This window comes from Candidatus Nitrososphaera gargensis Ga9.2 (genome assembly GCF_000303155.1).
Lineage (GTDB): Archaea > Thermoproteota > Nitrososphaeria > Nitrososphaerales > Nitrososphaeraceae > Nitrososphaera > Nitrososphaera gargensis.
Window position 1 is genome coordinate 2,243,116 of record NC_018719.1, and the last position, 21,725, is coordinate 2,264,840.

Sequence of the window (21,725 nt, forward strand, 5' to 3'; positions counted from 1 at the left end):
ACCCAATCACTTATGTCACTACCAATTCCCAAAATGGGCATATATGTCATTATCCAATTCAGTTCAAAAACTGATGATGGCAGAAATGGTTAAAGCGGCTGTAAAGGACGCCAAGGTAAACATGCCAGCTCCGCCCCTGAGAGGCAACGCAAAGCTGGACGACGCGTTTGAGCACAGAAAGAGAAACCTGAGAAAAGACATACCAGTTGTCTGCTACACCCACAAGATACAGTTCAGCAACCGGCGCGACTTTCGCCTTCACATAAAGTACCAGCACAGCACAGAAAAGATCTAGGGCGCGCACGTCGTTGCGAGGAATGAATGAATATATGCGGCATGTGTGGAGGCAGTCGCCCCAAAGTCTAGTTTTAATTAGGGTACAGGCAAACTTGCAGCCACAGAGATGTCTTCTGAAACATCATCACCACCGGCTCCCGAGAAGCAGGCGGCAGTAACAATATTTCTCAACTTTTCGTTCTTCAAGGTCGATCCAAAGTGGCGCTGGCTGAACGAGATTGGCAAGGAGGAAGCGGCCAAAGAGTTTGCAAGTCTGGTCGATGTGGCAAACACCAAGATGAAGGTGCGCACCTACTCTACTCTCGGCCTTCGAGAAGACGCCGACATCATGTTCTGGATGATTTCAGACACGGTCGAAAAGACGCAGGTCATGGCTTCCAAGATCTATTCTACCGTGCTTGGCAAGTACCTTACGCAGTCGTACGTCTTTTTGTCGGCAATGAGGCCGTCTGTCTATTCGTCAAAGGTGATTCCCAGTTTTATGACAGACGCGCAGCCATTGAAATATTGCATAGTCTACCCATTTGTAAAATCAAGGGAATGGTACCTACTGCCGTTTGAGGAGCGCAAGAAGATGATGGACGAGCACATTGCCGTGGGGCGCAAATTCCCGCAGGTCCGGCTCAACACTACGTCTTCGTTCGGGCTTGACGATCAGGATTTCATGCTTGCATTTGAAACCGAGGATCTAATGGCATTTCAGGAATTGATAATGCAGCTGCGCGAGACCAAGGTCAGCAAGTACGTAGTCAGGGACACTCCCATGATTGTCTGCGTTCACAGGGAAATTGAGGAAATAATAAAAAGCCTTGGATAAAGCGGTCAAATGAAGCTGTCGCGACAGTTGTTGTTGTTTCATGCATCTGCACAGTCTAATTGATTATTCAGATAGGCTCTGCAATTGCACCATTTTTTATGCCCGAGATGAGTCACAATGCACCAAAACCGAAAGATAATTAGTAGGCGCAGGCCGCTAAAAGAGCCAGATAATGCAGGCTCTCAAAGAGTGGGCCGTCGTCTGCAGGGCTCTTGAAGAAGGCCGGCAGGTCGTGCTTTTGCGCAAGGGCGGCATACTGGAATACCGGCAGGGCTTTGAAGTAAAGCATGACAAGTTCTTGCTTTTTCCGACGTTTGAGCACCAATCAAAGGATCATTTGCAGCCAGACTATGCAGCTAAACTTGACGAAATTTTAAAAGAGCAGCCTGCGGCAGGCAGCAACAGGATAACCGCATATGCGCAGGTAGTGGAGGTCAAGGAGGTAAGCAACCGCACTGCGTTGCACTCGCTTGCAAAATACCATGTGTGGAACGAAAGCTATGTTAATGCGAGGATGGATTACAACCCCAAGAAGCCTATGAGCGTGATATTGCTGCGCGTTTTCAAGCTCGACCAGCCCATCATGGTCGACAGCAGACCCGAATGGGCCGGCTGTAAGTCGTGGATACCGCTTGACATGGACGCAAGCGGAAGACCGGTGCTGGATGATTTGCAATTTGAAAAGTTAGCGTCTGAAGTAAAAGGAGTGCTGTCAATAGCGGCATGAAATACAGGACACTTGGTAAGAGCGGCATAAAGGTAAGCGAGATCGGCTTTGGCGCGTGGACGATCGGCCTTGACTGGTGGGGCAAAAAGATCGACGACGACGAAGCGATAAGGATGTTAAAACGCGCCTACGACCTTGGAATCAACTTTTACGAGACTGCCGATATGTACGGCAAGGGCAAGAGCGAGAGGCTTATGGCGCAGGCGTTCAAGGACATGCGCAATGAAGTGATCTACTCCACAAAGTGGGGCTATGACATGTACGGTGCAGAGCAGATCGGCCATAGCGAGCTTCCGCAAAAGCATGATCCGGAATTTCTGCAGTTTGCACTTGGAAAGAGCCTTGAAAGGCTGCAGACAGACTATGTCGACGTTTACAGTTTGCACAACCCCAAGATGGCGGCCATCAGGAACGACGCGTTGTTTGCGGCGCTTGACGATCTGGTCGCAAAGGGCACGATCAAGAGCCACGGCGCCGCGCTTGGGCCGGCGATAGGGTGGAAGGACGAGGGCCTCGAGGCGATCAAGAACAGAAACATTACATGTTTGCAGACCGTCTACAACATACTGGAGCAGGATCCGGGGCGCGACTTTATGAGGGAAGCCGATCGCCACGATGTGGGGATAATAGTCAGGGTTCCGGACGCATCAGGACTCTTGACAGGCAAGGTCACCGCGGACACGAAATTTGACAAGAATGACCACCGCAGCTTCAGAAAGCAAGAGTTCATCGTGGAGGCTATGCAAAAGATAGAGAACATGAAGCCGATCGCCAAGGAAAAGGGATGGAGCATCACCGAGCTTGCGATCAAGTTCATACTCTCGCAAAAGAAGATTTCAGTCGTGCTGCCGACGATGATCAGCATCGAAGAGATAGAAATGTTTGCGTCGATCTCTGACGGCAAGTACCTCAGCGCCTCAGAGGCAGCAAGCGTCGAGCAGATGTACGAAAAGAACTTTTATGTCCAGCCTATTGCTTCTTCCAACAACAAATGAGCGCAACCGACGACCTGCTGCAAGATCATGTCACCATCAGGCGGCTGCAAGCAGTCATTGAAAGGTGCTACACGCTCCTGTATGATAATAAGGATGTGCCTTTCGGCGACCTGGTAAAGATTGCGGACATTATGGAGCAGTTCGTCGACCAGTTCCACCACGGCAAGGAGGAGAACGGCTATTTCCCTGAAACTGAAGGCAAGGACCACTATTATTCCGAGGAGATCCGCAAGTTCCTAGTCGAGCACGAGCTTGGAAGAAGGATCGCAAAAAGGGCCAGGATACACCTTGAAGAGTTCTTGCAGGGCAAGGATGCAAGAGAGCCCCTTGCGCGCTACCTCAAAGCATACTCTGTGTTCATCCTTGACCACACTTCAAAGGAAGATCGGTTCTTTACAGACGTCAAGGAAAGGCGATCGCTGTCCGAGAGTGAAGAAAAAGAGCTGAAAAGAGAGTTTGAGCACATGAAGCACGAGTGCGTACGCAGAAGCGGCAACTTGGTCGAAGTCTTGGCGCAGCTGGAAAGCGCCGAGTGGGCGCGCTAGACGAAATATTTCACGCGCTCTTTCTTGAACTCGCGTGAGCTGAATAGTATCTTGTAGTCATTAATGCCGATCGTCTTTGACATCTCGACTGCCATCTTTTCAGCTGCTTCAAGCGACCGGGCATGGACCATGCTGAACAGGTTGAACCGCCAGTCAGGATAGACCGGCCTCCTGTAGCAGTGGCTCACCTGTGGGAATGCCGCCAGCTTGAAGCCGACCTCGTCGATCTTGTCCTCCGGCACGTTCCACACCACCATCCCGTTTGCGACAAAGCCGGCGTCGCGGTGGCGCAATATGGCGGCAAAACGCCTCATGATGCCAGTACTCTCGTATTCCTTGGCCTTGGCGAACAGCTCGCCTGTCGTTATCCCCAGATTGTCTGCAGCCTCTTTGAAGGGCTCTTGCACTACTGCCAAGTCTTTTTGCAGTTCGCGGATGAACTCTTTGTCGCGCTCGGTCAGCTGCACCTTTTCTGGGTTCATCTCTTTTACCTCATCGGTTGGCTTGGGCTTCTCGGCGTCGTCGTTCACCATGTCGAGCCTGACTCCGATCTTGTAGAGCTTTAGCGTAGGAAGGACGCGGTACTTTATCACGCCGTCAAGCGCAGCCATCCTATCCAGATCCTTTTTCATGTCAGAGCCGGGAGGGACTGCAAGCGTGAACCACATGTTGTACTCGTGGTTGCGCTCATAGTTGTGGCTGACACCAGGGTGCTCGTTTACCCTGTCGGCTACTTGATCGAGCTTGTCCGGCCTTACGGCAAAGGCGACCAGCGCGCTCTTGTATCCGAGCCTGCGCGTGTCAAAAATTGCGTTTATCTGGCGTATGAGGCCCATCTCTTTAAGAGCCTTTATACGGCGCATGACGTCCTGCTCAGAAATGCTGTACCTGTTTGCAATCTCTAGATACGGCCTGTCAACAAGCGGAAAGACCCACTGGATCTCATTTAACAGCTTTTTATCAATCTCGTCAAGTTGCTGTTGGTTTGCTTGCATCGGGCGGGGTAAAAGTGGTTGCTAATCCATTAAAAACTTATGCATCCCAAAATTGGCGGTTGTTGCAATTTATTAGGTACCTCAAGGATTCACTACCTAAAGCCATCAATCGATGAGGACTGCGAAAAGGCAAATGAGTAGAGAGATAACCTGATAACAAGCCAAGTAGTCTGATGATGTGGCGGGCAAGAGGTCGCCAATGACAAGGCAGAAAGCCCATGGGCAATAGTCAAGCTCAAGCCGTGATAGCGGCGAAGGACCGTGATGTGCTCCATGGTTCAAAAGGCTGCGCAAGTGAAGTTATGAGCGGGAACGTGAGACTGACGCTAATCCCGTGAGCAGATGAGCAGAAGTCGAGTGTCAAACGACAACAATAGAGCCAAAACCTACCTCTGCGTATATCAGATGTTGGCGATTACGGCAGGCGACGTGTCGTGGCTGGCCTTGGTGATAGCGCTGTCTGTAGGTGTAACCTTTGCAATACTCTACCTTCTTAGGTCATGGCTTGGCAGGTGACGACCCCTCTCCCTCCCCTAAAGGTGCTTGTCTGGTTATAAGGTGGGGATTGTTTGTTGTAACAGCCTGTAGGGCTATGCCAATGTTTTTGGCCCTGCTCCCCCGAAGCACGCTCTACAGGCGCTTCCCCTTTTACAATGACTCAGGTAACAAAGGTAAGCATGATTTAATTGTCGATTCTGCGAACAATATAGTCGGAGGCGAAAAAACAGAGTGGTGGTAGATAGAGCGCGAATGGCAGTGACAAAATGGATGCCATACAGCTCGGTCGGCGCTGCGATATCGTTCGTGGTAGGGTTCGTATTCAGCCTGCCGCCGGCGCAGGTGATCGTGTCCGCCGCAATGACTGCGACTCTGATCTTTAGCGGGCTTTTCTTCCAATCGTATGGAAGGGACAAAGAAGAGCAGGCAAAGGCCCAGCCCTGATTTTTCCTTTTATATTTTTGGCCCTTGAGTAACAAGGTTACTGTTAATTTTTAAGCCGGAAGCGTGGAATAATGGTAAACTAGAAGTATATGAGGTTATTTGGTTGGAAGCCGAAAGGCAAGATGTACAGCCTGAAGTGCAACCAGTGCGGCAGCGGCTTTTTGTCAAGCTACAACCTCGAAGCGCCCATCTGTGGTAAGTGCCTGCAAAAGGCCAAGTCGCTGGATTCCACTATAGAACATGACAAGCACTGCTCCAAGTGCGGCTCTTCAGGCGTGATATACGGCAAAGAATACTGCTACTCTTGCTACTTTAATTTCGGCAAGAAATAATATAAAGAAAGAAGCCCTGCAAAAAGTGCATAGGATGCTAAGGATCGCAAGGCCGGCAATTACTGATTGCGGAGATTTTTATATATAAGTACACTTTACTAGGACAGTAGAAAGATGCTCTCTCCTGCTACCAAGCGCATAATGGTGGTGGACGATGAGCACGACATTGTCGCAATAATTCAAAACATATTGAAAAGGTATGGATACAACAATGTCGACTCTTTTACGAACCCGATCGAGGCTCTCCATGAATTTGAAGGCGCGAATGGCTCGTCTTATGACAACAACAGGTACGACCTCTTGATTCTGGATATCCGCATGCCCGTCATATCGGGATACGAGTTTGCAAAAAAGGCCAAGTCGATCGATCCCAAGATCAAGGTGATCCTGATGACTGCTTTTGAAATAGATGACGACAAGAGCCGCCAGGACCTTCCAGTGATGAAATACGACGAGCTTGTCAAAAAGCCGTTTGCTCTAAACTCCATTTGCAAGGCCGTGGAAAGGCAACTTGCCAGCCAGTGAGTCACGCACACATACATATATGTATGTACAAAAAGTGGAGGAAAGTTATTTAATATCGGATGTGAAACGTAATCCTGTCACGTGAAATGACGGAGAAAGGCGCATGAGTTCGGCCGACCAGATCTTGCAGCAGCTGGATTGCGCCTATGGCAAGCACAATGTACTAATCTTTGGGACACTAGATATCCTCAGGGAGTTTTATTCACGCTTTGCAAAGCGTGCGCTTGAGGACAACGATGTCGTGGTGCTGCTGTCTTACTACGAGCCTGTAAAGAACGTCTATGCGTTTTTGGAAAACGCTGGCATCGACGTGGCAAGGTACAAAAAAGCCCACAACCTCTTTGTGGAAGATTCTGTCGAACAGTTCTTTGGCACAAGCTCGGACTTTTACAAGTTTTTGAAGATCCTTGATGAGGGGGCGATCCATCAGGGAAAGAAAGGAGTCTGCGTGCTGGCAAGCGCTGACGCGTTCCATCTTCACAGGGAAGTCAAGGACCTGAGGGAATATGAGAACAATCTTTCGCTGTCCAAGAATTTGAAAAACACTTCGATAATATGCATGTACCACGCCGAGAGTTTTGCTGCGCTCTCAAAAGAAGATCAGGATTTTGTAATCAACAAGCACGACAAGGTAGTTAAGTAGCGTTTAGGATTTCACTACAAAAAAGCTAGTTCCGAGTTATTACAGATACTGGATATGATTATTTTATATCATATGCCTTTGGATTGGAAGCCGCTTGTGCTTCTGGGCGAGAGCGACAAGAAGATGGATGCTGCCCTTACGGGCATGCTGAAACGGCAAGGAGTAGCCGTTGTTGCAGCAAACACTCCTAAGGAACTCTTGAATTTGCTTGACAAATACAAGGAGGCAATCGACCTTGTCTGCATCAATGGCAGGCTTGCGTCCGAAAGGGGTGGGCTTTTGATTTCAAGGGCAAGAACCATTGGCAGGAACGTCAGGGTCATTGTTGTAGCGGATAGAGATGACGATCGAGTCAATATCCTGAGATACGGCGCAGACGAATTTATACAAAAGCCGCTCTCACCCGATGTTGTGGCGGCCAAGATCATGGCGCTGATAGCAAAATAGGAACCAAGTAGTCTGTCGTCGGGCGATCCTGAGAAAAAGATAAATATCCACTTACACACATATTGTTACTAACATAGGTGAAACAAACTATGTCTGCTCAAGTTCCTATAGTCGTTTTAAAAGAAGGGACAACTGAAACAAAAGGCAACCAAGCACAGAGAAACAACATCACTGCAGCAAAGGCAGTCGCTGAGATAGTCCGCACATCGCTGGGACCCCGGGGAATGGACAAGATGCTTGTAGACACCCTTGGTGATGTGACCATCACCAACGATGGTGCTACAATTCTAAAAGAAATCGATGTTCAGCATCCTGCTGCCAAGATGATGGTAGAGATAAGCAAGGCAACAGACAATGAAGTTGGAGATGGCACGACCTCTACCGTGGTGCTTGCAGGGTCTCTGCTTGAAAAAGCTGAGGAGCTGATCACAAAGAACGTGCACCCGACGGTGGTCGTAGAAGGGTTCAAGAAGGCATCGGAGAAGGCGATCGAGACGCTCAAAGAGATCGCCATCAAGGTGGACCCAACAGATAAGGCATTCCTCAGAAAAATTGCACGAACATCAATGGCGTCCAAGGTGGTCTCTGCAAACTCGCAAGAGCTGGCCGACATTGTAGTCGACTCGGTGTTGGCAGTCGCAGAGAAGTCAGGAGACCAATACAGGGTAGACATCGACAATATCAAGGTAGAAAAGAAGGCAGGTGGAAGCATACGCGATACCAAATTTATTCATGGCATCGTCTTGGACAAAGAAGTCGTGCACGGAGGCATGCCAAAGAGGATTGAGAACGCCAAGATAGCTGTAATTAACAGTGCCCTTGAAATTGAAAAGACCGAGTTTGACGCCAAGATAAACATCAACTCGCCTGACCAGATGCAGAAATTCATTGACGAAGAGAACCGCATGCTGAAATCGATGGTCGATAAAGTGATAGCGGCAGGTGCCAATGTCCTGCTGTGCCAGAAGGGAATTGATGACATTGCGCAACACTATCTGGCAAAGGCAGGCATTCTTGCAGTACGTAGGATAAAGGAAAGCGACATGTACAAGCTGTCAAGGGCTACAGGGGCACGCATTGTCAACAACCTTGATGAGCTGTCCGCAGCAGATCTGGGCTTTGCCAGAGTAGTTGAAGAGCGCAAGGTAGAGACCGACAAGTGGGTCTTTGTTGAAGAGTGCAAAAACCCAAAGTCTGTAAGCATCCTTGTGCGTGGAGGCTCTCAGAGAGTGGTTGATGAGGCAGAGCGCTCGGTGCACGATGCAATCATGGCTGTCAAAGATGTTGTAGAATACCCATACGTGCTGGTAGGAGGCGGAGCCCCAGAAGCTCTGGCATCGCTGAAGCTGAGGGAGTGGGCCAGCAGCCTGTCTGGAAGGGCGCAACTGGCGGCCGAGAAATTTGCAGACGGCATCGAGACCATCCCACTGGTGCTGGCAGAGAACGCCGGCATGGATCCGCTTGATACGCAAGTGCAGCTCCGGTCCAAGAGCACGGCAACTGGAAAGGCGCGCTTTGGTATCGATGTCTTTAATGGCAAGGTAGCGGATTTAGCAGCAAAGGACATCTATGAGCCACTTGCAGTCAAGGAGCAGGTCATAAATGCTGCAACAGAAGCAGCATGCATGATACTGCGGATAGACGAGGTGATAGCCGCTTCAAAGCCAAAGGACATGCCCAAGCCCGGCAGCCATGGTGGTAGTGGTGGCGGCATGGGCGATATGGACATGTAATAAGGAAAATGTCCAACAACAATCCCTTTTTATTTTGACAGGTGATTTGCTATAGCTGAACAGCGACAGTTGGATTCCGGGGTAATTCTGGACATTCTGGGAAACGATACTCGCCGGAGGATATTGCAGCTGCTTTCTGAAGAGCCGATGTATTTCAACCAGCTGGCGAAAGAGATAGGCGTAGGGCAGCAGGCAATACTGCGACACCTTGTAGCATTAGAGCAGGGAGGGATCATCGAGACGTACTCTAAGAAAAGCGACCTTGGCGCGCCGGACAGGAAGTACTACAAGCTCAACAGCTCGTTCATGCTGAGGATATCGCTTTCAGAAGACGACTTCACGATAGAGAATCAGGCTATTTCAGAAACCCGGCAGAAAAGGTACGAATCAACGCCCAAATCCGCAGGCGAAGCTCTGTCGCACCTGCAAACAAGCTTGCTGGACGTGGAGAAAGAGATATCTAGCATTGAAGACCGCCTGCGCGACCTTTACGCGCTCAGGCAGCAGATACTGCACAGGCTGCACCAGGTGGGCAGGGACAACTTTGACAGTTCTGAAAGAAGGGTGCTTTACAGGATAATTGAAGAATCGCCCAAGTCAGTGGCTGAACTTTCAGACTTGGTCGATGAAAAAGAGTCCAGCCTCCGGGCCATGCTTGCCAGCATTGCAAACAAGATAGATGAAAAGAGCGCGCGGCTGCTGTTCGAGGACTTGGACTAGCTGCGCACTCAAGTCATCGTGACATCTCTATTCGCTTTTGTAGTATCTCGTCAAAATATTGGTTCAAGAATTGTGACATACAACGACGACCAGTTGCAGCCAAGATCATGTTTTGACATGATTCAAAGATCATTTTTTGAATTATCAGGCACTACTGTTGCTTTATTTTTGCCTGTTTGCTAAGCAGGAGCTAGATTCTCACTCTCGCAGATATTATCTCTTATTATATACAATTTGCGTGAATGGGCACCACATGGATGTGCTATTTGATCAGAATTCAAATCCCTAATGTCGCCTGCAGGATAGCAGCAAAATAGCTTGACGTTGCTCATGATTTTCTTTCCAATCCATCCCTCCTATGATATCAACCTGTCTATCTTTTGTATGAGGCGGAACGCCCCCAAATCGCCTATGATTACTACTCTGCCCTTGCCATTCCTTCTTGCATACAGGGCAAATTGCTCGATTAGGTCAACAATGTCTTCTTCCTTGTTAGAATAGACATCCAATGCATCAATTATCAGGAGCTGCGTCTTTCGGCTATATTCTGGTACATCTATTCCACAGTTTTCCAACCAGAATAATTTGTATTCTCTACTGCTTCATAGAACGGCCACAATATTACAATTTCGTTTCTTCCAAGAAATTCTCTTGTGCATTAAGTGTATATCTCTCTGAACGAAAGAAGATCCTTGTATATTACAATGCAGTGCGATTGGGCATCAGCTGCAAGTATTTCCTCTATGACCTTTGATAAATTGCTGTTCACTTTTGCGTCATCATTCATTTCCAGCCTGTCTCCTCTTTGGTTGGCTTGACCACGTTTATCCACCTAAAAGCATTGTTTGTAACTTCTTGCAGCATATCGCAAAGATCTGCAATTGATGGAGATGACTTTAATATACGTCAATACGCTGACCTCTGAAAAACGCATCAGAATTTCTTTTGACTAATCATAAGAAGGTTTGAGCAACTAATATTACAAATTTCTGTAAAGAAAAGCTACTATGCAAGAAATGACAACATGTGAATCTTATGGAGACCAAATCTGCGATTGTGGTTTCTGCTGCGCTGATGGCTAATCTCACGAAGGATCTGCAACTTTGGACACGATATTTTGATGCCAAGCTCGGCCTGATTTTATAATTCCAGTCGATTGCTATTGATTGCACTATATACTCGCCAGTTAATATATATTGAAAACAATTTTTGAAGTAGTAGTAGAACAACTCAAGTGAATTGATCATGACGTCAACATGTCTGGTGGCTGGTGACGGCGGTGGATAGGCGTGACGTAACCACTCCGCAGACTACAAAAGCTCCCTTGAAACTAATACCCATAATTATGCAGCATATAGGAGCAGACCAGAAATGTACTTTTGTTGCCATAGCAGATGTTGAATTGAAAAGAGAATGTATTGCAGAGTTCAAAAAGTGGTTTTCCGAGGTCAACAGCAAAATCCTTTCGCACTACAAAGGTTTTCTCGGAAGAGTCCTGATAGAATCGCCTGACGGCAGGCACAGAATAATCATCATGGCTGCAGACAAAGAATCGTTTCTGGCGATGCGTGCAAGCCGGCAACACAGAGAGCTACACGCAAAAGCGCTTACATTCATGACAAAGCCTCCGTCACTTTCGTTCTACAGCATAGCCGCATGGTAGTAGTAGCAGCAGGCTCGACTCTACTATTCATCAAACATCAAAGTCATTGTTGTCGGTGTTATTGTTATATCGATGCGCTTTTGCAGTATCTCGTTGAATATTAGCTCAAGCAGGGTCTTGTGGTACAGCGACCAGTTGTAGCCAAGATCGTGCTTTATGACGTATGTGTGCCTGCCGTTTGCCAGCCTGCTGTGGCTGAACTCGATCGAGGATGTCTTGATGCGCATCTCAAACCAGGACAGGAACGACTGGAGGTCCATTCTGGTCTTCATGAACAAGGCGATATCGTGCACCGCATTCTTGCCGACCTTGCAGGCTATCTCCACGATTTCTTTTTCGTCCATGTGCTCAAACAATGCTGAAACCAGCGGCCTTGCAATAGGTATCATGCCTACCTTTGGCTCGTACATGTCCCACTCAGCATATCTCCTGAGGATCTGGTTCACCATTGTGTTCAGGCTGACCTCGCGCTTTTCAGATTCAGACCGGAGCACGTCCATGATGCCCTCCTCTATCCTAAATGTCATTGTCACTGTAGAATGCTTGGTAGTATCGCCGGACATATCAGATCGGGTGTTGTTTGGCACGTAGGCTCATCCACTATTTTCGTTTGCAATTATAAGAATGATCCGACAAGCGAAGGAAATTGTGTTTGCAAGCGATTGCAACCGGTACCTAACCGATAAGAACCCTGGCCTGCATCAAGATCGTGTTCTTGGCTTCAACCTGTAGAGGGATTTGCACACGGTATGATACGATGGGCGGTGGAAAGGAATCTGCGTACAAGAGAGGATACAAGAGGTGCGCAGTCTGTGAGCTTTATATCCGGGAACCTGGCGTCAGGTGCCCGTGCTGCGGTCTTCCGCTCAGGACTCGAAGGAGGTCTTGGTGAACGAACACACATTGCATTGCAATCTGATCGCACCGCGGCGAAGCTGTCGGTACCCGGTGCACCTGCATCATTTGCAACATAAACGTCCTCCATAAAAGGACAGGCCTGCGACAAACCCGCATGGGATGGAGATATTATGGGAAAAAGAGCAAGAAGCTGGTCATATCCGCGGCGCTGGCGTCCGCGCTTGTTATGGCAGGAATCGCCGCTGCACTGGTATCAATAGCTGGCGCAATCACCGCCGCCGGAAATGGCGACGATGATCACATGCACGCAGCCGCACGCGAAGAAAAGACGACAATACATTACACTCTGATAGCGCAAGAGACTACACTAGAGATTGCGCCGGATGTCCGCGTCCCTGCGTGGACATACAATGGGACGATCCCCGGCCCCACCCTCAGGGCCACTGAAGGAGACAGGGTAGTCCTGCACTTTATCAATGAAACGCCGCTTCCGCACACCATCCACCTGCACGGCGACCACGACGAGCAGGATGACGGTGTTTTTCAAGAAGTGCAGCCAAACGGAACGTACACCTATGACTTTGTTGCAGGGCCCGCCGGCGCGCTCATGTACCACTGCCATGTGATGCCTGTTTCGCAGCACATAAGAATGGGGCTGTACGGCGCATTCATTGTCGACCCAGAGACCCCGCTGCCGCCAGCAAGGGAGTACGTCATTGTAACCGGCGAATACGACACTGAAAACCAGATGACAGATCAGCCGGAATACATACTGTTCAATGGCTATGCTGACCAGTACTGGAACAACCCGCTCCCGGCAAGGACGAACGAGACGGTGAGGATATACTACGTCAACCTTGGAGGCTCGCCGGCGTTTGGGTTCCACATACACGGCACGATATTTGACACGTACCCCTCTGGAATCTTGGAGAACCAACCACTGAAGGTGCAGACATGGGAGGTTGGCGCGGGCAACGCTGCCATATTTGAGGCAAGGTGGCCGTGGGAAGGCAGGTACCTCTTCCACCTGCACGGCATGCCTGAAGAGAAGGGGACGATGGCCTACTTTGATGTGACGGATGCAGGCGTGGACGCGGTGGACGGCGTGGACGTCGCCAGATCAAAATCTATCGACATGGTGCCGTGGCAGAACAAGCTGATAAAGGATCTGCAAAAGGCAGACGCCGGCGGCAAGGTCTCGTTCAGCCCAGCCGCTGGCGGCAATGAAAGAGTAGGCCACCACGGGCTGCCAGCCGCAGAAGACGCAGGCAGTGAATCGACAGAAACCACAGAGATACTCATCTCGCAGGACTCAGGAGTAAGGTCTTCTGGCAACACGTTCACTCCGGAAACAGTCTTAGCGCGTACAGGCGACACCATCACATGGACAAACAACGATTCCATCCCCCATACTGTGGATTCCACGGACGGAACCTTTAGCTCGGGCTATATCATGAAAGGCCAGAGTTTCAAGTACACGTTCACAGAGGCCGGGACGTACGAATACTACTGCACGTTGCATCCATGGATGGAGGGCACCGTTCAGGTCGAGGAAAAGAAGTAATGAGGCTACTAAGTACTCCTCCAAAAATATTTTTCTTTTTGAGCAGCATTAAGTGATCCGGTTGACGATCCTCACAAAGCGGGTGTACGACCTGCCTTCAAAAGATGACGGGTACAGGATCCTAGTGGACAGGCTCTGGCCTAGAGGCATCAGCAAAAGTGACGCAGAAGTAGACATGTGGCTCAAAGATGTTGCCCCAAGCGATAGTCTGAGGCGCTGGTTCAACCACCGGCCTGAAAGATGGGGCGAGTTCAAATCAAGATATTTTCAAGAATTTGCAAAGCATGATAAAAAAGACCTCCTACAACAGATACGCACCAAAGAAGCGGAGGTCGGCGTTGTGACCCTTTTGTATGGTGCTAAAGACCAGCTGTACAACAATGCTGTGGCTCTGAAAGAGTATCTGGAAAGAACTGCGTGACTACTACTACCTACCTACTCTACTACTATTGCGCCGGTTCGTGTATGATTCGCTTTGGAGGTCAGTGCGCATGAGGTGGTGGTGCGCTTCCCTTTGCCAAAGCTTCGTTGAACGTTCCTGAAGCCTTTTCATGGAACTCTAGATTCGACTGGTCTACCTTAATTGCTTGGGGAGGACATACAGAGACGCATGCCATGCACCATATGCAGTCGTGCTCCCTTATAGGATCAGACTTGTCGGTGTAGTCCTTGCGCTCTTCCTTGACAGTGCTGCCCGTTCCCGCACTAGTGGCGTTCTGCATCTGTATTGCCGGCACGTCCTGCTCGGTCCTATACCACTGGAACACCTGCACGGGGCAGGCTTCGATGCACGCGCCGTCAGCTATGCACGAGTCCCAGTCGACTGCCACCATCGTGCCGTGCACTCCAAGCGGCATGTACTCCTCACCCCGGGCCTTGTACGCTGCCTGTACCTCTTCGTTGGTAGAGGTCTCTGCGTCGGACCTCCCCGGGCCCCATACAAAATGAAAATGCTCGCCATCTGCATGCTGGTGCTTGCCAATTACTTCATGCTTTCTCGGAAACTCGGGATCGATCGGCATAGAGAGAGATCTGTACAACAGGGTCTATAATGGTTGTAGTGTACATAGCAATCAACTGCGCTCATTGTTGCATAAAGGCTCCCCAGACAGGGCGGTAAAAATAGAGAGATGGAGAAGCTAATCCTCAGGCAGAGGATCGTTCCTGCTTACCCTGTATGCAAACACATCATTGAAGCGCATGCCAAGGATCACGTTGCGGCCCACGGCGATTATCTTTTCCTTTGGAACTACGAACCTATAGTCAAAGTGGCCGTCAACGATTATCCGGGTACCTGTCTCCTTTATCACGTGCCCCACGTGCTCTTCATCTTGAGTCCTGACCCCTTTGTTAAAAAGCGAAGTCGGGTACTTACCTTCGTACGTTGCTAGATCAATTCTTGTAGTATCTGGAATTGCCATCGATACTATAGATTGATGAGTTTGAAGATTAATTGTGCTGGGCAGGAGTTCATATTGCGCACAGGCTGGCAGAATAATCGCCCCGGCGGGTGTCCACTCTAATCAGTTTATGATTAATCAAAAACAGTTTTGACAAGGGCTAATGACCTATGGGGGTCAACTGTTTGACGACAGCCAGACCGGCGGGACCAGCTCCTCATATAGGTGTGGCTGTCAAGGCGAGATACTTCACACAAACTTGGCGTTTCCAAGGAGCTGGTTCCTTCCTTTATCATTTAGTTCAAGGCACAACAGAGTAATTTGAACGCTAGCCGTGACAGGCTGTGTCCAGCTTCAAAAACTGAAGGCGACTTTTATTATTATTGTGCGACAGCTCGTGCTACTACAACTCGTCATCCGTCTAGTTTTTGGCTGTGTTTTGGCGTTCTGAAATGTAGTTTTACGTATATTACAGTCCTAAACTAAGGCAACAAGAAATGTCAGCAGATAATAATAACAATAATAGTAAGAAGAACGTCAGGTTCGTGACGCTGGCAGGCATACTTGCTTTTGGGCTCTTGGCTTCCGGTTTGATTGGAAGCCAGATGCTAAACTTGGCAGTAGCGCAGACCGGCAGCAGCAACGGTGGATAGGAAAGAACCGTAACCAGCATAGATGACATTGACTGCGATAAGGTAAAGTCGGTAGTCCATTACGTGGATGATAATACAGTCGTGGCAGAGCCGACAAGTAGCACAAACACCAGTGAGCTGATTTCAGCACCATTTGGAACGTTGACGGTTTCCACCTCTGGCACGGCTATAACCAAAGTGCGGCCAGACAAGTTCTCAGTAACTGTGGGAGTTGAAACGAACGGCACGATTGCCGGGGAAGCGGCGTCAAATAATGCAGACTTGATCGCAGCAGTCATTGCCGCGCTAAGGAACCTTGGCACAGCAGAAGACGAGATCAGCACAAGGCAGTACAATGTCTATCCGGTGTATTCACGCAGCGATCCTGTAAACGCATGTATGGTGCTGCCGGGCAACCCAGTTCCGCCGGAGTGCTATGTAAGCGGCGAAATGGTCAGCTACAAGGCAGTCAACACAGTCACTGTTATTACGCTTGACGCAGATGGCGACGTGGATGCCGGAGAAGTAATTTGATACAGCAATTGAAGCTTGAGCAAACAACGTCAACGGAGTGTACTTCTTCATCTCTGCTGAAAGGCAGGAAGAAATACGCGACAGCCTGATTGTCGACGCAATCGCCAATGCAAGACACAGAGCAGAGGTCACAGCCGAAGCGGTAGGAATGAGCATCTATAGAATCCAGTCTATCAACCTCAACTACGTCTACTTCCCGGTGTTCAGCCGAGGCATCGCTGCTGCAGAGCCGGTGGCAACTCCAATCCTGCCGGGCGAACAGCAGGTATCATCCATGACCGTCAACATCGTCTTTTACATGAGCGGCGCAGCAGTATCATCAGGAGGCAGCGAGGATGATGGCGGCGGCTCATTTGGCTTGACAGAGCCAGCGATGGAGTTCCTCCTATCGAAACTGCCCGAGCTTGGCATCCAGATCAAGGACAAGCTTAATGTACACATGGATCAGGTAGTTCACATCAGCGAAAACGAATACCATGTGGAGTTTAGCGTGCGGGACGTCAACGGCCAGATGCACGATGCACACATCGAGGTAGTGGATGGAATGTAGCCGTGGCAATACTGGATGGGGAGTCCATCCTCTAACTCTTTTTTGGCATATGCAAAAATATAGGAAAGATCCGCGGAGTTAGTGATGACCAAGTTTCCAACTTATGGCATGGCAGGGATTGGCATTGCAGCTGCCATCGGGTTTGTCTTTGCGCTTTCATTTGTCAGCAACAACAATGCTGCTGTTGAAACTGGCGGCAGAGAAGAAGATGCCGGCTTGCTAAGTTCAGAGCCGTCATCGCTTCTCGTGCAGCACAAGTCTGGAGGAGACCAAGGCATGGCGGCAGAGAGAACACAAGCAGAAGATGATGGAATGCCACCATCTGCTGAGGGCGACAATGCCAGCATGATGATGCAACAGCAAAAGGCAACAACATCGCCGGCACTACTAACGCTGGCATCAATCACAGCATCAGACGGGATCACCGGGGAGGCGATTGGCGACGTCGTGCCAGAGATGCAGTTTGAAATGCACAGGCCGGTGTTCATCAAGTCCAGCTTCGTCAATGCCAACGACGCTCCATTGCCAAGCCACCTTATAACAATGGGCATAGGCAGCAAGAACGATAGCTCGGCAACTTTTGAAGAGCAGGACCAGTTGTTGTACCAGCAGGCTGCCACGTTCCACGGCGACATTGGCGCAAACGGCAGCGTTGAACTGGAGCTCTACTGGAACCCCGCAAGCCCCGGCGAGTATGCCCTGTTGCTGTTCTCGGTAGCTCCCGAAGATCTGGCTTCTTCCGGCGAGCCGATAAGACCAGTTGAATCAATACCGATTAGAGTAGTCCAAAATACCTCGTGAGGCAGATTGATCTTATTCTCTATGCTCATCCTTGCCGCCGGCTCGTAATCTTCTTGATTCTTCGCGTGTCTGAGCTATGAGTTCTGTAGTTGCGGTAAGAAGAAAATCTAGTTCGCTGTCAGAGTAGGAAGATAAGAGCTTGTGCATCCTTTTGTGGAGAGGCACAAAGATCGTTTCAATTTTCCTTTCCAGTTTCTTGTTCCTGACAGGCTCGACGATAGTCCGGCGCCTATCCTTTGGATCGTCTGTTCTTTTTACATAGCCGGCTTGTTCCAAGCGGTCGATAATTCCTGTTACTGCGCCAGTGGTCAGGCCAGTCAGCTCAGCAAGCCTGCCAGCAGGCATAGCTCCAAAGCGGTGGACAAGACCCAGGCATTTATGGTCAGTAATGTGAAGGCCGAGTACATCTGCTACGCCCTGATGGAACATTACTGTTTCAGCGGACATTTCGCCAAGCTTCTCAATTATAGCTTGGATAGTCTGCTCTCGCTCTTTCATAACTAGTAATCAAGATAGAGAAACAGATAAATATATTAGTTTATAATTATCTTAGTGGCTAAGATAATGAGCCAACGAGTTAAACCCAGCAGGAGAAACTTCAGATGCATGTTATCAGTTGGGCTGGCTGCTGCAACACTTGCGCTGGTCTTGACTTATGTTCTAGGTGCTCAAGTGTTGCTGCAGACGCCCTATGCGGAGCCAGCCCACAATCTGTTCATGTCACTTGTGCAAGGAATAGTCGGGGGCCACTCGTCGATGGCACAGCTGCACGGCGGCTCAGCGCCGGATTCACAGTCACAAGCAATGCCAGAGTCAGAGTCGCAGATGCAGGAAATGAACCGAGGGATTTTAGGAAATAACATGCTAGGCAGCCCAGCGGGAATGGCGGCAGCGGGGCTTGCGGCAGTGACGCTCATAGGCATCATTCCACTTGCAGCAGCTGCCTTTGTCATATCGTGGAAGCAGAGGTCATTCGTAGTGGCGGGGTTGCTGGCAGCAAGCGGTATTATCCTTATGATACTGCCTCTAGCGAACATGAACTTTGCCATTCCGGGTCCAATTATTGGAGTCGTCGTTGGGCTTGCGATTCTTGGGCTTGGAGTGGCAAAGGGCATTACATCGGCCAGGACGGCAGTGGCAACAACTACTACCACTAGATAATAACCCCTTCCTTTTCTTAACAAAATTAAGAAGTTGTAGAAACTATTCTCATCTTATTTAAGTAAAGTTATCTATTATTGATATATGACAAGTGCTTCCTCAATGGGAAATGGGGCACAGGCACGAAGGGCAATGATGAGCAAAGAGCAGGTCGCCCAAACTCTCAAGGATATAGCCAGAAGAATCAGAGAAGAGTCAGTTAGGATGAAGGAGACTGTAAGGTTCATGCGCGAAAGCGGTGCCATAGAAGAATTAACAGATGCGGTCAAGGAGGCGACGATAGCAGCACGTGACGCATCAAAGGAGATTAACCAAACGGCAAGAGAGTTGAAAGAACGCGGCATTATTAGGGATACTGCTACCGCTGTCGACGAGACTACAAGGACTGCAAAGGACACAGTACAGACTGTGAGTGAAATATCTGAAGAGGCAAGACAGGCGGCTCCTGAAACAGCAGCCGGAGTTGCAAAGGCAGCTGAAACGGTGAAGGAAGACACTCGAGTTGCAGCAGAAAAGGCCAGAGAGAAATTGACAAAAGGCGAAGGAGAGGCCACTACTACTGCTTGATGATAATAATGGAAAAAGAGAACTGCATAAAAAGAAGATGATGGCTAGATCATATCGTGGATAAGGTGCAAATAGAAAGGTATGCCCCATGACAGCAGCAACAGACTGCACAACAACAATAATAGTAGCGCTGACCTTGCTGCTCTTACGGCAGCGGCAGGGATACTGGGATTTATTACTGCTGGGATGTTATGGTATCACCTTTTTTCCTCTGACGATTCAAGAAGAAGAAAGAAGCTATTCAAGAAAATGAAGTACTACCGGAGCAGTCTCTTAAGAGAGATGACGTAAAACACGGCAATTAGCAAATAGCATTTTGACACAGTTCTTTGTATACAGGTACATCTGTGTATCCATCTGGAACAAAATCTATTCTAGACAGAGCATGTACACATTTTGTTTTTTTTTACAATTGTAAGATACACCCTTTATCTATCAAGAACTGCACAACTTTAGTAATGCAAAAAGGCTCGCATCATTCTGACGCACATGTGGGACATTCGCAAGGCGGAGGATATGATATCGGCCTGTGGACAGACCCTGCAAACCTGCAGTCTAGTAAGTCATCCGAATTAAGCATGATCGTAACTGAGCAGCAGACAGGCGGCAGAGTCGGACAGTTCGAAATTATCCACGACAAGCTGATGCACCTAGTTGTGGTGAGCGATGACCTTTCCTATTTTGCACACGTACATCCAAAGTTCAATGATAGGGAGAAGGTGTTTGCCATTACTCATACTTTTCCTGCAGCTGGAAGATACAGGATGTGGGTTGATGTTAAGCCGAAAGGCGCGGGGCAGTTGATAAAAAAGTTTGACCTCAATGTTGACGGCAAGCCAGCTCGTCAGCCTATTCCTATTGTGGCAGACAGGAATTTTGCCAAGGACATTGTAGCGGCAGGCGGACAGAAACATTATCGGGTCCAGCTAAAGGTTCCTGAAAGGATCAATGCAGGCAAGGATACCGAAATCATGTTCGAGCTTTCAGACTCGCAGGGCAGACCAATTACTGATCTTGAGCCTCTCATGGCAGCAGGCGGGCATTGTGTGATCATCAGTTCTGATGCAGAGGTTTCTCCATGTCCATCCTATCGAGGAGGTGGATGCAGGATGGCGCGGCGGGCCAAAAGTGGTTTTTAGGACCAACTTTCCATCGCAGGGTCTGTATAAAACATGGGGACAGTTTCAGCACAGAGGAAACATCATTACTGTTGACTTTGTACTGCAGGTAAAAAATGATTGAAATCAGGATAAGCGCGGGGAGTGGGATTCGAACATTCATTCGGTAGTTCGGTGTTCACAAGCGTAATACAGTGTGCTTAGCTTTAAAACTTTTGGTTATGCTGCCGTTACGACATCCAAGAATAAAAACCATGTTATTGGACAGCTTTCCTGAATGATTCTTGAAGTAGCATCGCGTACGCACTATTCCTTTATCTTTTTGAGTTCCCTGTAAAGCAAGGTTCCCAGGTCAGAAACTTCGGTATAGCTAAGTCGTTGTTCATATTCGTATCTTGGACATAGACAAGTGTAACATTCGCCGCGAGGCTGGCCAAATTCGTGCATTATCTCTTGGTGTCCGCACTTGCAAATGTCCGTTGGCTCATTGGCAATACTTGGATGTTCTCTTTCGGGATACGGTTCTTTCAGACTCATCTTTGCTCTTATCTCTTTGACCCTTTTTTGACGAACCACATTGGTGTCAAATCCTTTGAAGGAAGAATAGATAAACAAAGCTGCATAATAAAAGCCGAATAGAAATTTAGCATCTGCAAGCCTGGCATAGTGTGTTGCAGCATCGATTGTCAACTGAACAGACTGGAGGCGGTCGTCCAAGGCCGCTTGCTCTACTATGTAATCTATGGTTTCGCTAGCTTTTTTATTACTATCTTTCAGCAAGAGTTTGCTATAATCTTTGAAATTGAAGCGCAAAAGCGAGTCTCCCGACTTTAGTCGCTTCTTGTGAGCTGAACAAACGTAGGCAACAGTTGTAAAGTCATCCAACTCTTTGAATATGCCAACTTTCCTTGCTATCGTCCCTTTATTCTTGCAGCCGTCTATGATGCATGCTTTTGTCATAAGCCGTAGGACCGAATGCTAAGCAAAGAAGGCTGATAAGCAAGCTCTTTTAGCAAACTCGATGATGCTGAATGATACCTTTCAGGATATTCCCGAGCTTTTCGCAAATAACCTGAGGCCAAAGCCATTACGTCGAGTTCGTTCATGCAAAAGGCTTTCAAATAACAATCATAACAAAAATAACATACTACTTGAAGTA

The 21,725-nt window shown here is 48.8% G+C and carries 31 protein-coding genes and 1 pseudogene; 24 read left to right on the forward strand and 8 right to left on the reverse strand.

The features are described 5' to 3' along the window. Positions 1-73 precede the first annotated feature (73 nt). The 5 genes from NGAR_RS13500 to NGAR_RS13520 all read left to right on the forward strand — a co-directional run bounded on the left by NGAR_RS13500 (position 74) and on the right by NGAR_RS13520 (position 3,381). Positions 74-295 carry a hypothetical protein gene (locus NGAR_RS13500; RefSeq protein ID WP_015020331.1) on the forward strand — a complete coding sequence of 74 codons (222 nt, stop codon included), beginning with the start codon at positions 74-76 and terminating at the stop codon, positions 293-295. A gap of 108 nt (positions 296-403) precedes the next feature. Continuing rightward, positions 404-1,114, forward strand: coding sequence for a chlorite dismutase family protein (locus tag NGAR_RS13505; RefSeq protein ID WP_015020332.1), 711 nt, complete (start codon positions 404-406; stop codon positions 1,112-1,114). 172 nt (positions 1,115-1,286) lie between these two features. Beyond that, a complete protein-coding gene (locus tag NGAR_RS13510) occupies positions 1,287-1,841 on the forward strand; it encodes a DUF1802 family protein (RefSeq protein ID WP_015020333.1) in 555 nt (184 codons plus the stop codon). Then, the gene (locus NGAR_RS13515) at positions 1,838-2,836 is read left to right on the forward strand and encodes an aldo/keto reductase (protein WP_015020334.1); all 999 of its coding nucleotides are present in this window, start codon (positions 1,838-1,840) and stop codon (positions 2,834-2,836) included. The genes NGAR_RS13510 and NGAR_RS13515 overlap by 4 nt, the downstream gene beginning before the upstream one ends. Further along, entirely contained in the window at positions 2,833-3,381 is a 549-nt protein-coding gene (locus NGAR_RS13520; protein ID WP_015020335.1) for a hemerythrin domain-containing protein, read from the forward strand. The genes NGAR_RS13515 and NGAR_RS13520 overlap by 4 nt, the downstream gene beginning before the upstream one ends. On the opposite strand, the gene ahbA is transcribed toward NGAR_RS13520, so the two are convergent. After that, positions 3,378-4,376, reverse strand: a complete 999-nt coding sequence (ahbA, locus tag NGAR_RS13525) for a siroheme decarboxylase subunit alpha (RefSeq protein ID WP_015020336.1) — start codon at positions 4,374-4,376, stop codon at positions 3,378-3,380. The two genes, NGAR_RS13520 and ahbA, sit on opposite strands and share 4 nt — an antisense overlap. Positions 4,377-4,733: 357 nt before the next feature. Here ahbA and NGAR_RS17840 point away from each other — a divergent pair, with 357 nt between their 5' ends. The 8 genes from NGAR_RS17840 (at position 4,734) to NGAR_RS13560 (ending at position 9,718) form a co-directional block, all read left to right on the forward strand. Beyond that, positions 4,734-4,892 (forward strand): hypothetical protein, encoded by a 159-nt coding sequence (locus NGAR_RS17840; protein ID WP_015020337.1) that lies wholly within the window; start codon positions 4,734-4,736, stop codon positions 4,890-4,892. Positions 4,893-5,105: 213 nt separating this feature from the next. Next, positions 5,106-5,318 carry a hypothetical protein gene (locus tag NGAR_RS13530; protein ID WP_148681482.1) on the forward strand — a complete coding sequence of 71 codons (213 nt, stop codon included), beginning with the start codon at positions 5,106-5,108 and terminating at the stop codon, positions 5,316-5,318. 122 nt (positions 5,319-5,440) lie between these two features. Next, positions 5,441-5,650: a hypothetical protein gene (locus NGAR_RS13535; protein WP_228369189.1), complete on the forward strand. Its 210-nt coding sequence runs from the start codon at positions 5,441-5,443 to the stop codon at positions 5,648-5,650. A gap of 114 nt (positions 5,651-5,764) precedes the next feature. After that, the gene (locus NGAR_RS13540) at positions 5,765-6,175 is read left to right on the forward strand and encodes a response regulator (RefSeq protein WP_015020340.1); all 411 of its coding nucleotides are present in this window, start codon (positions 5,765-5,767) and stop codon (positions 6,173-6,175) included. Positions 6,176-6,278: 103 nt separating this feature from the next. Further along, positions 6,279-6,818 carry an MEDS domain-containing protein gene (locus NGAR_RS13545; RefSeq protein WP_015020341.1) on the forward strand — a complete coding sequence of 180 codons (540 nt, stop codon included), beginning with the start codon at positions 6,279-6,281 and terminating at the stop codon, positions 6,816-6,818. A gap of 72 nt (positions 6,819-6,890) precedes the next feature. Continuing rightward, positions 6,891-7,265, forward strand: coding sequence for a response regulator (locus NGAR_RS13550; protein WP_187147522.1), 375 nt, complete (start codon positions 6,891-6,893; stop codon positions 7,263-7,265). Between the two features lie 89 nt (positions 7,266-7,354). After that, entirely contained in the window at positions 7,355-8,998 is a 1,644-nt protein-coding gene (thsB, locus tag NGAR_RS13555; protein ID WP_015020343.1) for a thermosome subunit beta, read from the forward strand. Positions 8,999-9,067: 69 nt separating this feature from the next. Next, a complete protein-coding gene (locus tag NGAR_RS13560) occupies positions 9,068-9,718 on the forward strand; it encodes an ArsR/SmtB family transcription factor (protein WP_015020344.1) in 651 nt (216 codons plus the stop codon). 356 nt (positions 9,719-10,074) lie between these two features. On the opposite strand, the gene NGAR_RS13565 is transcribed toward NGAR_RS13560, so the two are convergent. Further along, on the reverse strand, positions 10,075-10,293 hold the full coding sequence (locus NGAR_RS13565) for a hypothetical protein (RefSeq protein WP_015020345.1): 219 nt from the start codon (positions 10,291-10,293) through the stop codon (positions 10,075-10,077). An 83-nt stretch (positions 10,294-10,376) separates the two neighbouring features. After that, positions 10,377-10,505 (reverse strand): hypothetical protein, encoded by a 129-nt coding sequence (locus NGAR_RS18905; protein WP_266190271.1) that lies wholly within the window; start codon positions 10,503-10,505, stop codon positions 10,377-10,379. Between the two features lie 492 nt (positions 10,506-10,997). Here NGAR_RS18905 and NGAR_RS13570 point away from each other — a divergent pair, with 492 nt between their 5' ends. Then, positions 10,998-11,381, forward strand: coding sequence for an antibiotic biosynthesis monooxygenase family protein (locus NGAR_RS13570; RefSeq protein WP_148681485.1), 384 nt, complete (start codon positions 10,998-11,000; stop codon positions 11,379-11,381). 23 nt (positions 11,382-11,404) lie between these two features. Here the strand turns inward: NGAR_RS13570 and NGAR_RS13575 are convergent, their stop codons facing one another. Beyond that, complete coding sequence (locus NGAR_RS13575) at positions 11,405-11,968, reverse strand: hypothetical protein (RefSeq protein WP_228369190.1); 564 nt, start codon at positions 11,966-11,968, stop codon at positions 11,405-11,407. A 425-nt stretch (positions 11,969-12,393) separates the two neighbouring features. Between NGAR_RS13575 and NGAR_RS13580 the strand changes: the two genes are divergently transcribed. Both NGAR_RS13580 and NGAR_RS13585 read left to right on the forward strand, forming a co-directional pair. Next, positions 12,394-13,803, forward strand: a complete 1,410-nt coding sequence (locus tag NGAR_RS13580; RefSeq protein ID WP_015020348.1) for a multicopper oxidase domain-containing protein — start codon at positions 12,394-12,396, stop codon at positions 13,801-13,803. 61 nt (positions 13,804-13,864) lie between these two features. Further along, positions 13,865-14,224 carry a DUF488 domain-containing protein gene (locus tag NGAR_RS13585; RefSeq protein WP_015020349.1) on the forward strand — a complete coding sequence of 120 codons (360 nt, stop codon included), beginning with the start codon at positions 13,865-13,867 and terminating at the stop codon, positions 14,222-14,224. Between the two features lie 61 nt (positions 14,225-14,285). On the opposite strand, the gene NGAR_RS19130 is transcribed toward NGAR_RS13585, so the two are convergent. Then, positions 14,286-14,825 (reverse strand): 4Fe-4S dicluster domain-containing protein, encoded by a 540-nt coding sequence (locus NGAR_RS19130; protein WP_015020350.1) that lies wholly within the window; start codon positions 14,823-14,825, stop codon positions 14,286-14,288. A gap of 117 nt (positions 14,826-14,942) precedes the next feature. After that, positions 14,943-15,224 carry a hypothetical protein gene (locus NGAR_RS13595; protein WP_015020351.1) on the reverse strand — a complete coding sequence of 94 codons (282 nt, stop codon included), beginning with the start codon at positions 15,222-15,224 and terminating at the stop codon, positions 14,943-14,945. Positions 15,225-15,700: 476 nt separating this feature from the next. On the opposite strand from NGAR_RS13595, the gene NGAR_RS17845 reads away from it, so the two are divergent. From NGAR_RS17845 to NGAR_RS13610, 4 genes and pseudogenes are all read left to right on the forward strand, one after another. Then, on the forward strand, positions 15,701-15,856 hold the full coding sequence (locus NGAR_RS17845; protein ID WP_187147523.1) for a hypothetical protein: 156 nt from the start codon (positions 15,701-15,703) through the stop codon (positions 15,854-15,856). Between the two features lie 63 nt (positions 15,857-15,919). Further along, positions 15,920-16,369 (forward strand): SIMPL domain-containing protein, encoded by a 450-nt coding sequence (locus NGAR_RS18915; RefSeq protein ID WP_015020352.1) that lies wholly within the window; start codon positions 15,920-15,922, stop codon positions 16,367-16,369. A 31-nt stretch (positions 16,370-16,400) separates the two neighbouring features. Then, positions 16,401-16,919 (forward strand): annotated as a pseudogene (locus NGAR_RS18920) (SIMPL domain-containing protein); the annotation flags it as partial. A gap of 81 nt (positions 16,920-17,000) precedes the next feature. Next, positions 17,001-17,720: a hypothetical protein gene (locus NGAR_RS13610; RefSeq protein WP_148681487.1), complete on the forward strand. Its 720-nt coding sequence runs from the start codon at positions 17,001-17,003 to the stop codon at positions 17,718-17,720. Between the two features lie 12 nt (positions 17,721-17,732). Here NGAR_RS13610 and NGAR_RS13615 read toward each other — a convergent pair whose 3' ends face one another. Next, entirely contained in the window at positions 17,733-18,218 is a 486-nt protein-coding gene (locus NGAR_RS13615; protein ID WP_015020355.1) for a MarR family winged helix-turn-helix transcriptional regulator, read from the reverse strand. 108 nt (positions 18,219-18,326) lie between these two features. Between NGAR_RS13615 and NGAR_RS13620 the strand changes: the two genes are divergently transcribed. The 4 genes from NGAR_RS13620 to NGAR_RS13635 all read left to right on the forward strand — a co-directional run bounded on the left by NGAR_RS13620 (position 18,327) and on the right by NGAR_RS13635 (position 20,587). Beyond that, on the forward strand, positions 18,327-18,881 hold the full coding sequence (locus tag NGAR_RS13620) for a hypothetical protein (RefSeq protein WP_148681488.1): 555 nt from the start codon (positions 18,327-18,329) through the stop codon (positions 18,879-18,881). An 84-nt stretch (positions 18,882-18,965) separates the two neighbouring features. After that, positions 18,966-19,448 (forward strand): hypothetical protein, encoded by a 483-nt coding sequence (locus NGAR_RS13625; protein ID WP_148681489.1) that lies wholly within the window; start codon positions 18,966-18,968, stop codon positions 19,446-19,448. Positions 19,449-19,529: 81 nt separating this feature from the next. Beyond that, complete coding sequence (locus NGAR_RS13630; RefSeq protein WP_015020358.1) at positions 19,530-19,739, forward strand: hypothetical protein; 210 nt, start codon at positions 19,530-19,532, stop codon at positions 19,737-19,739. Between the two features lie 167 nt (positions 19,740-19,906). Beyond that, positions 19,907-20,587 (forward strand): hypothetical protein, encoded by a 681-nt coding sequence (locus NGAR_RS13635; RefSeq protein WP_148681490.1) that lies wholly within the window; start codon positions 19,907-19,909, stop codon positions 20,585-20,587. 285 nt (positions 20,588-20,872) lie between these two features. Here the strand turns inward: NGAR_RS13635 and NGAR_RS13640 are convergent, their stop codons facing one another. After that, the gene (locus tag NGAR_RS13640) at positions 20,873-21,526 is read right to left on the reverse strand and encodes a hypothetical protein (RefSeq protein WP_015020360.1); all 654 of its coding nucleotides are present in this window, start codon (positions 21,524-21,526) and stop codon (positions 20,873-20,875) included. Positions 21,527-21,725 lie beyond the last annotated feature (199 nt).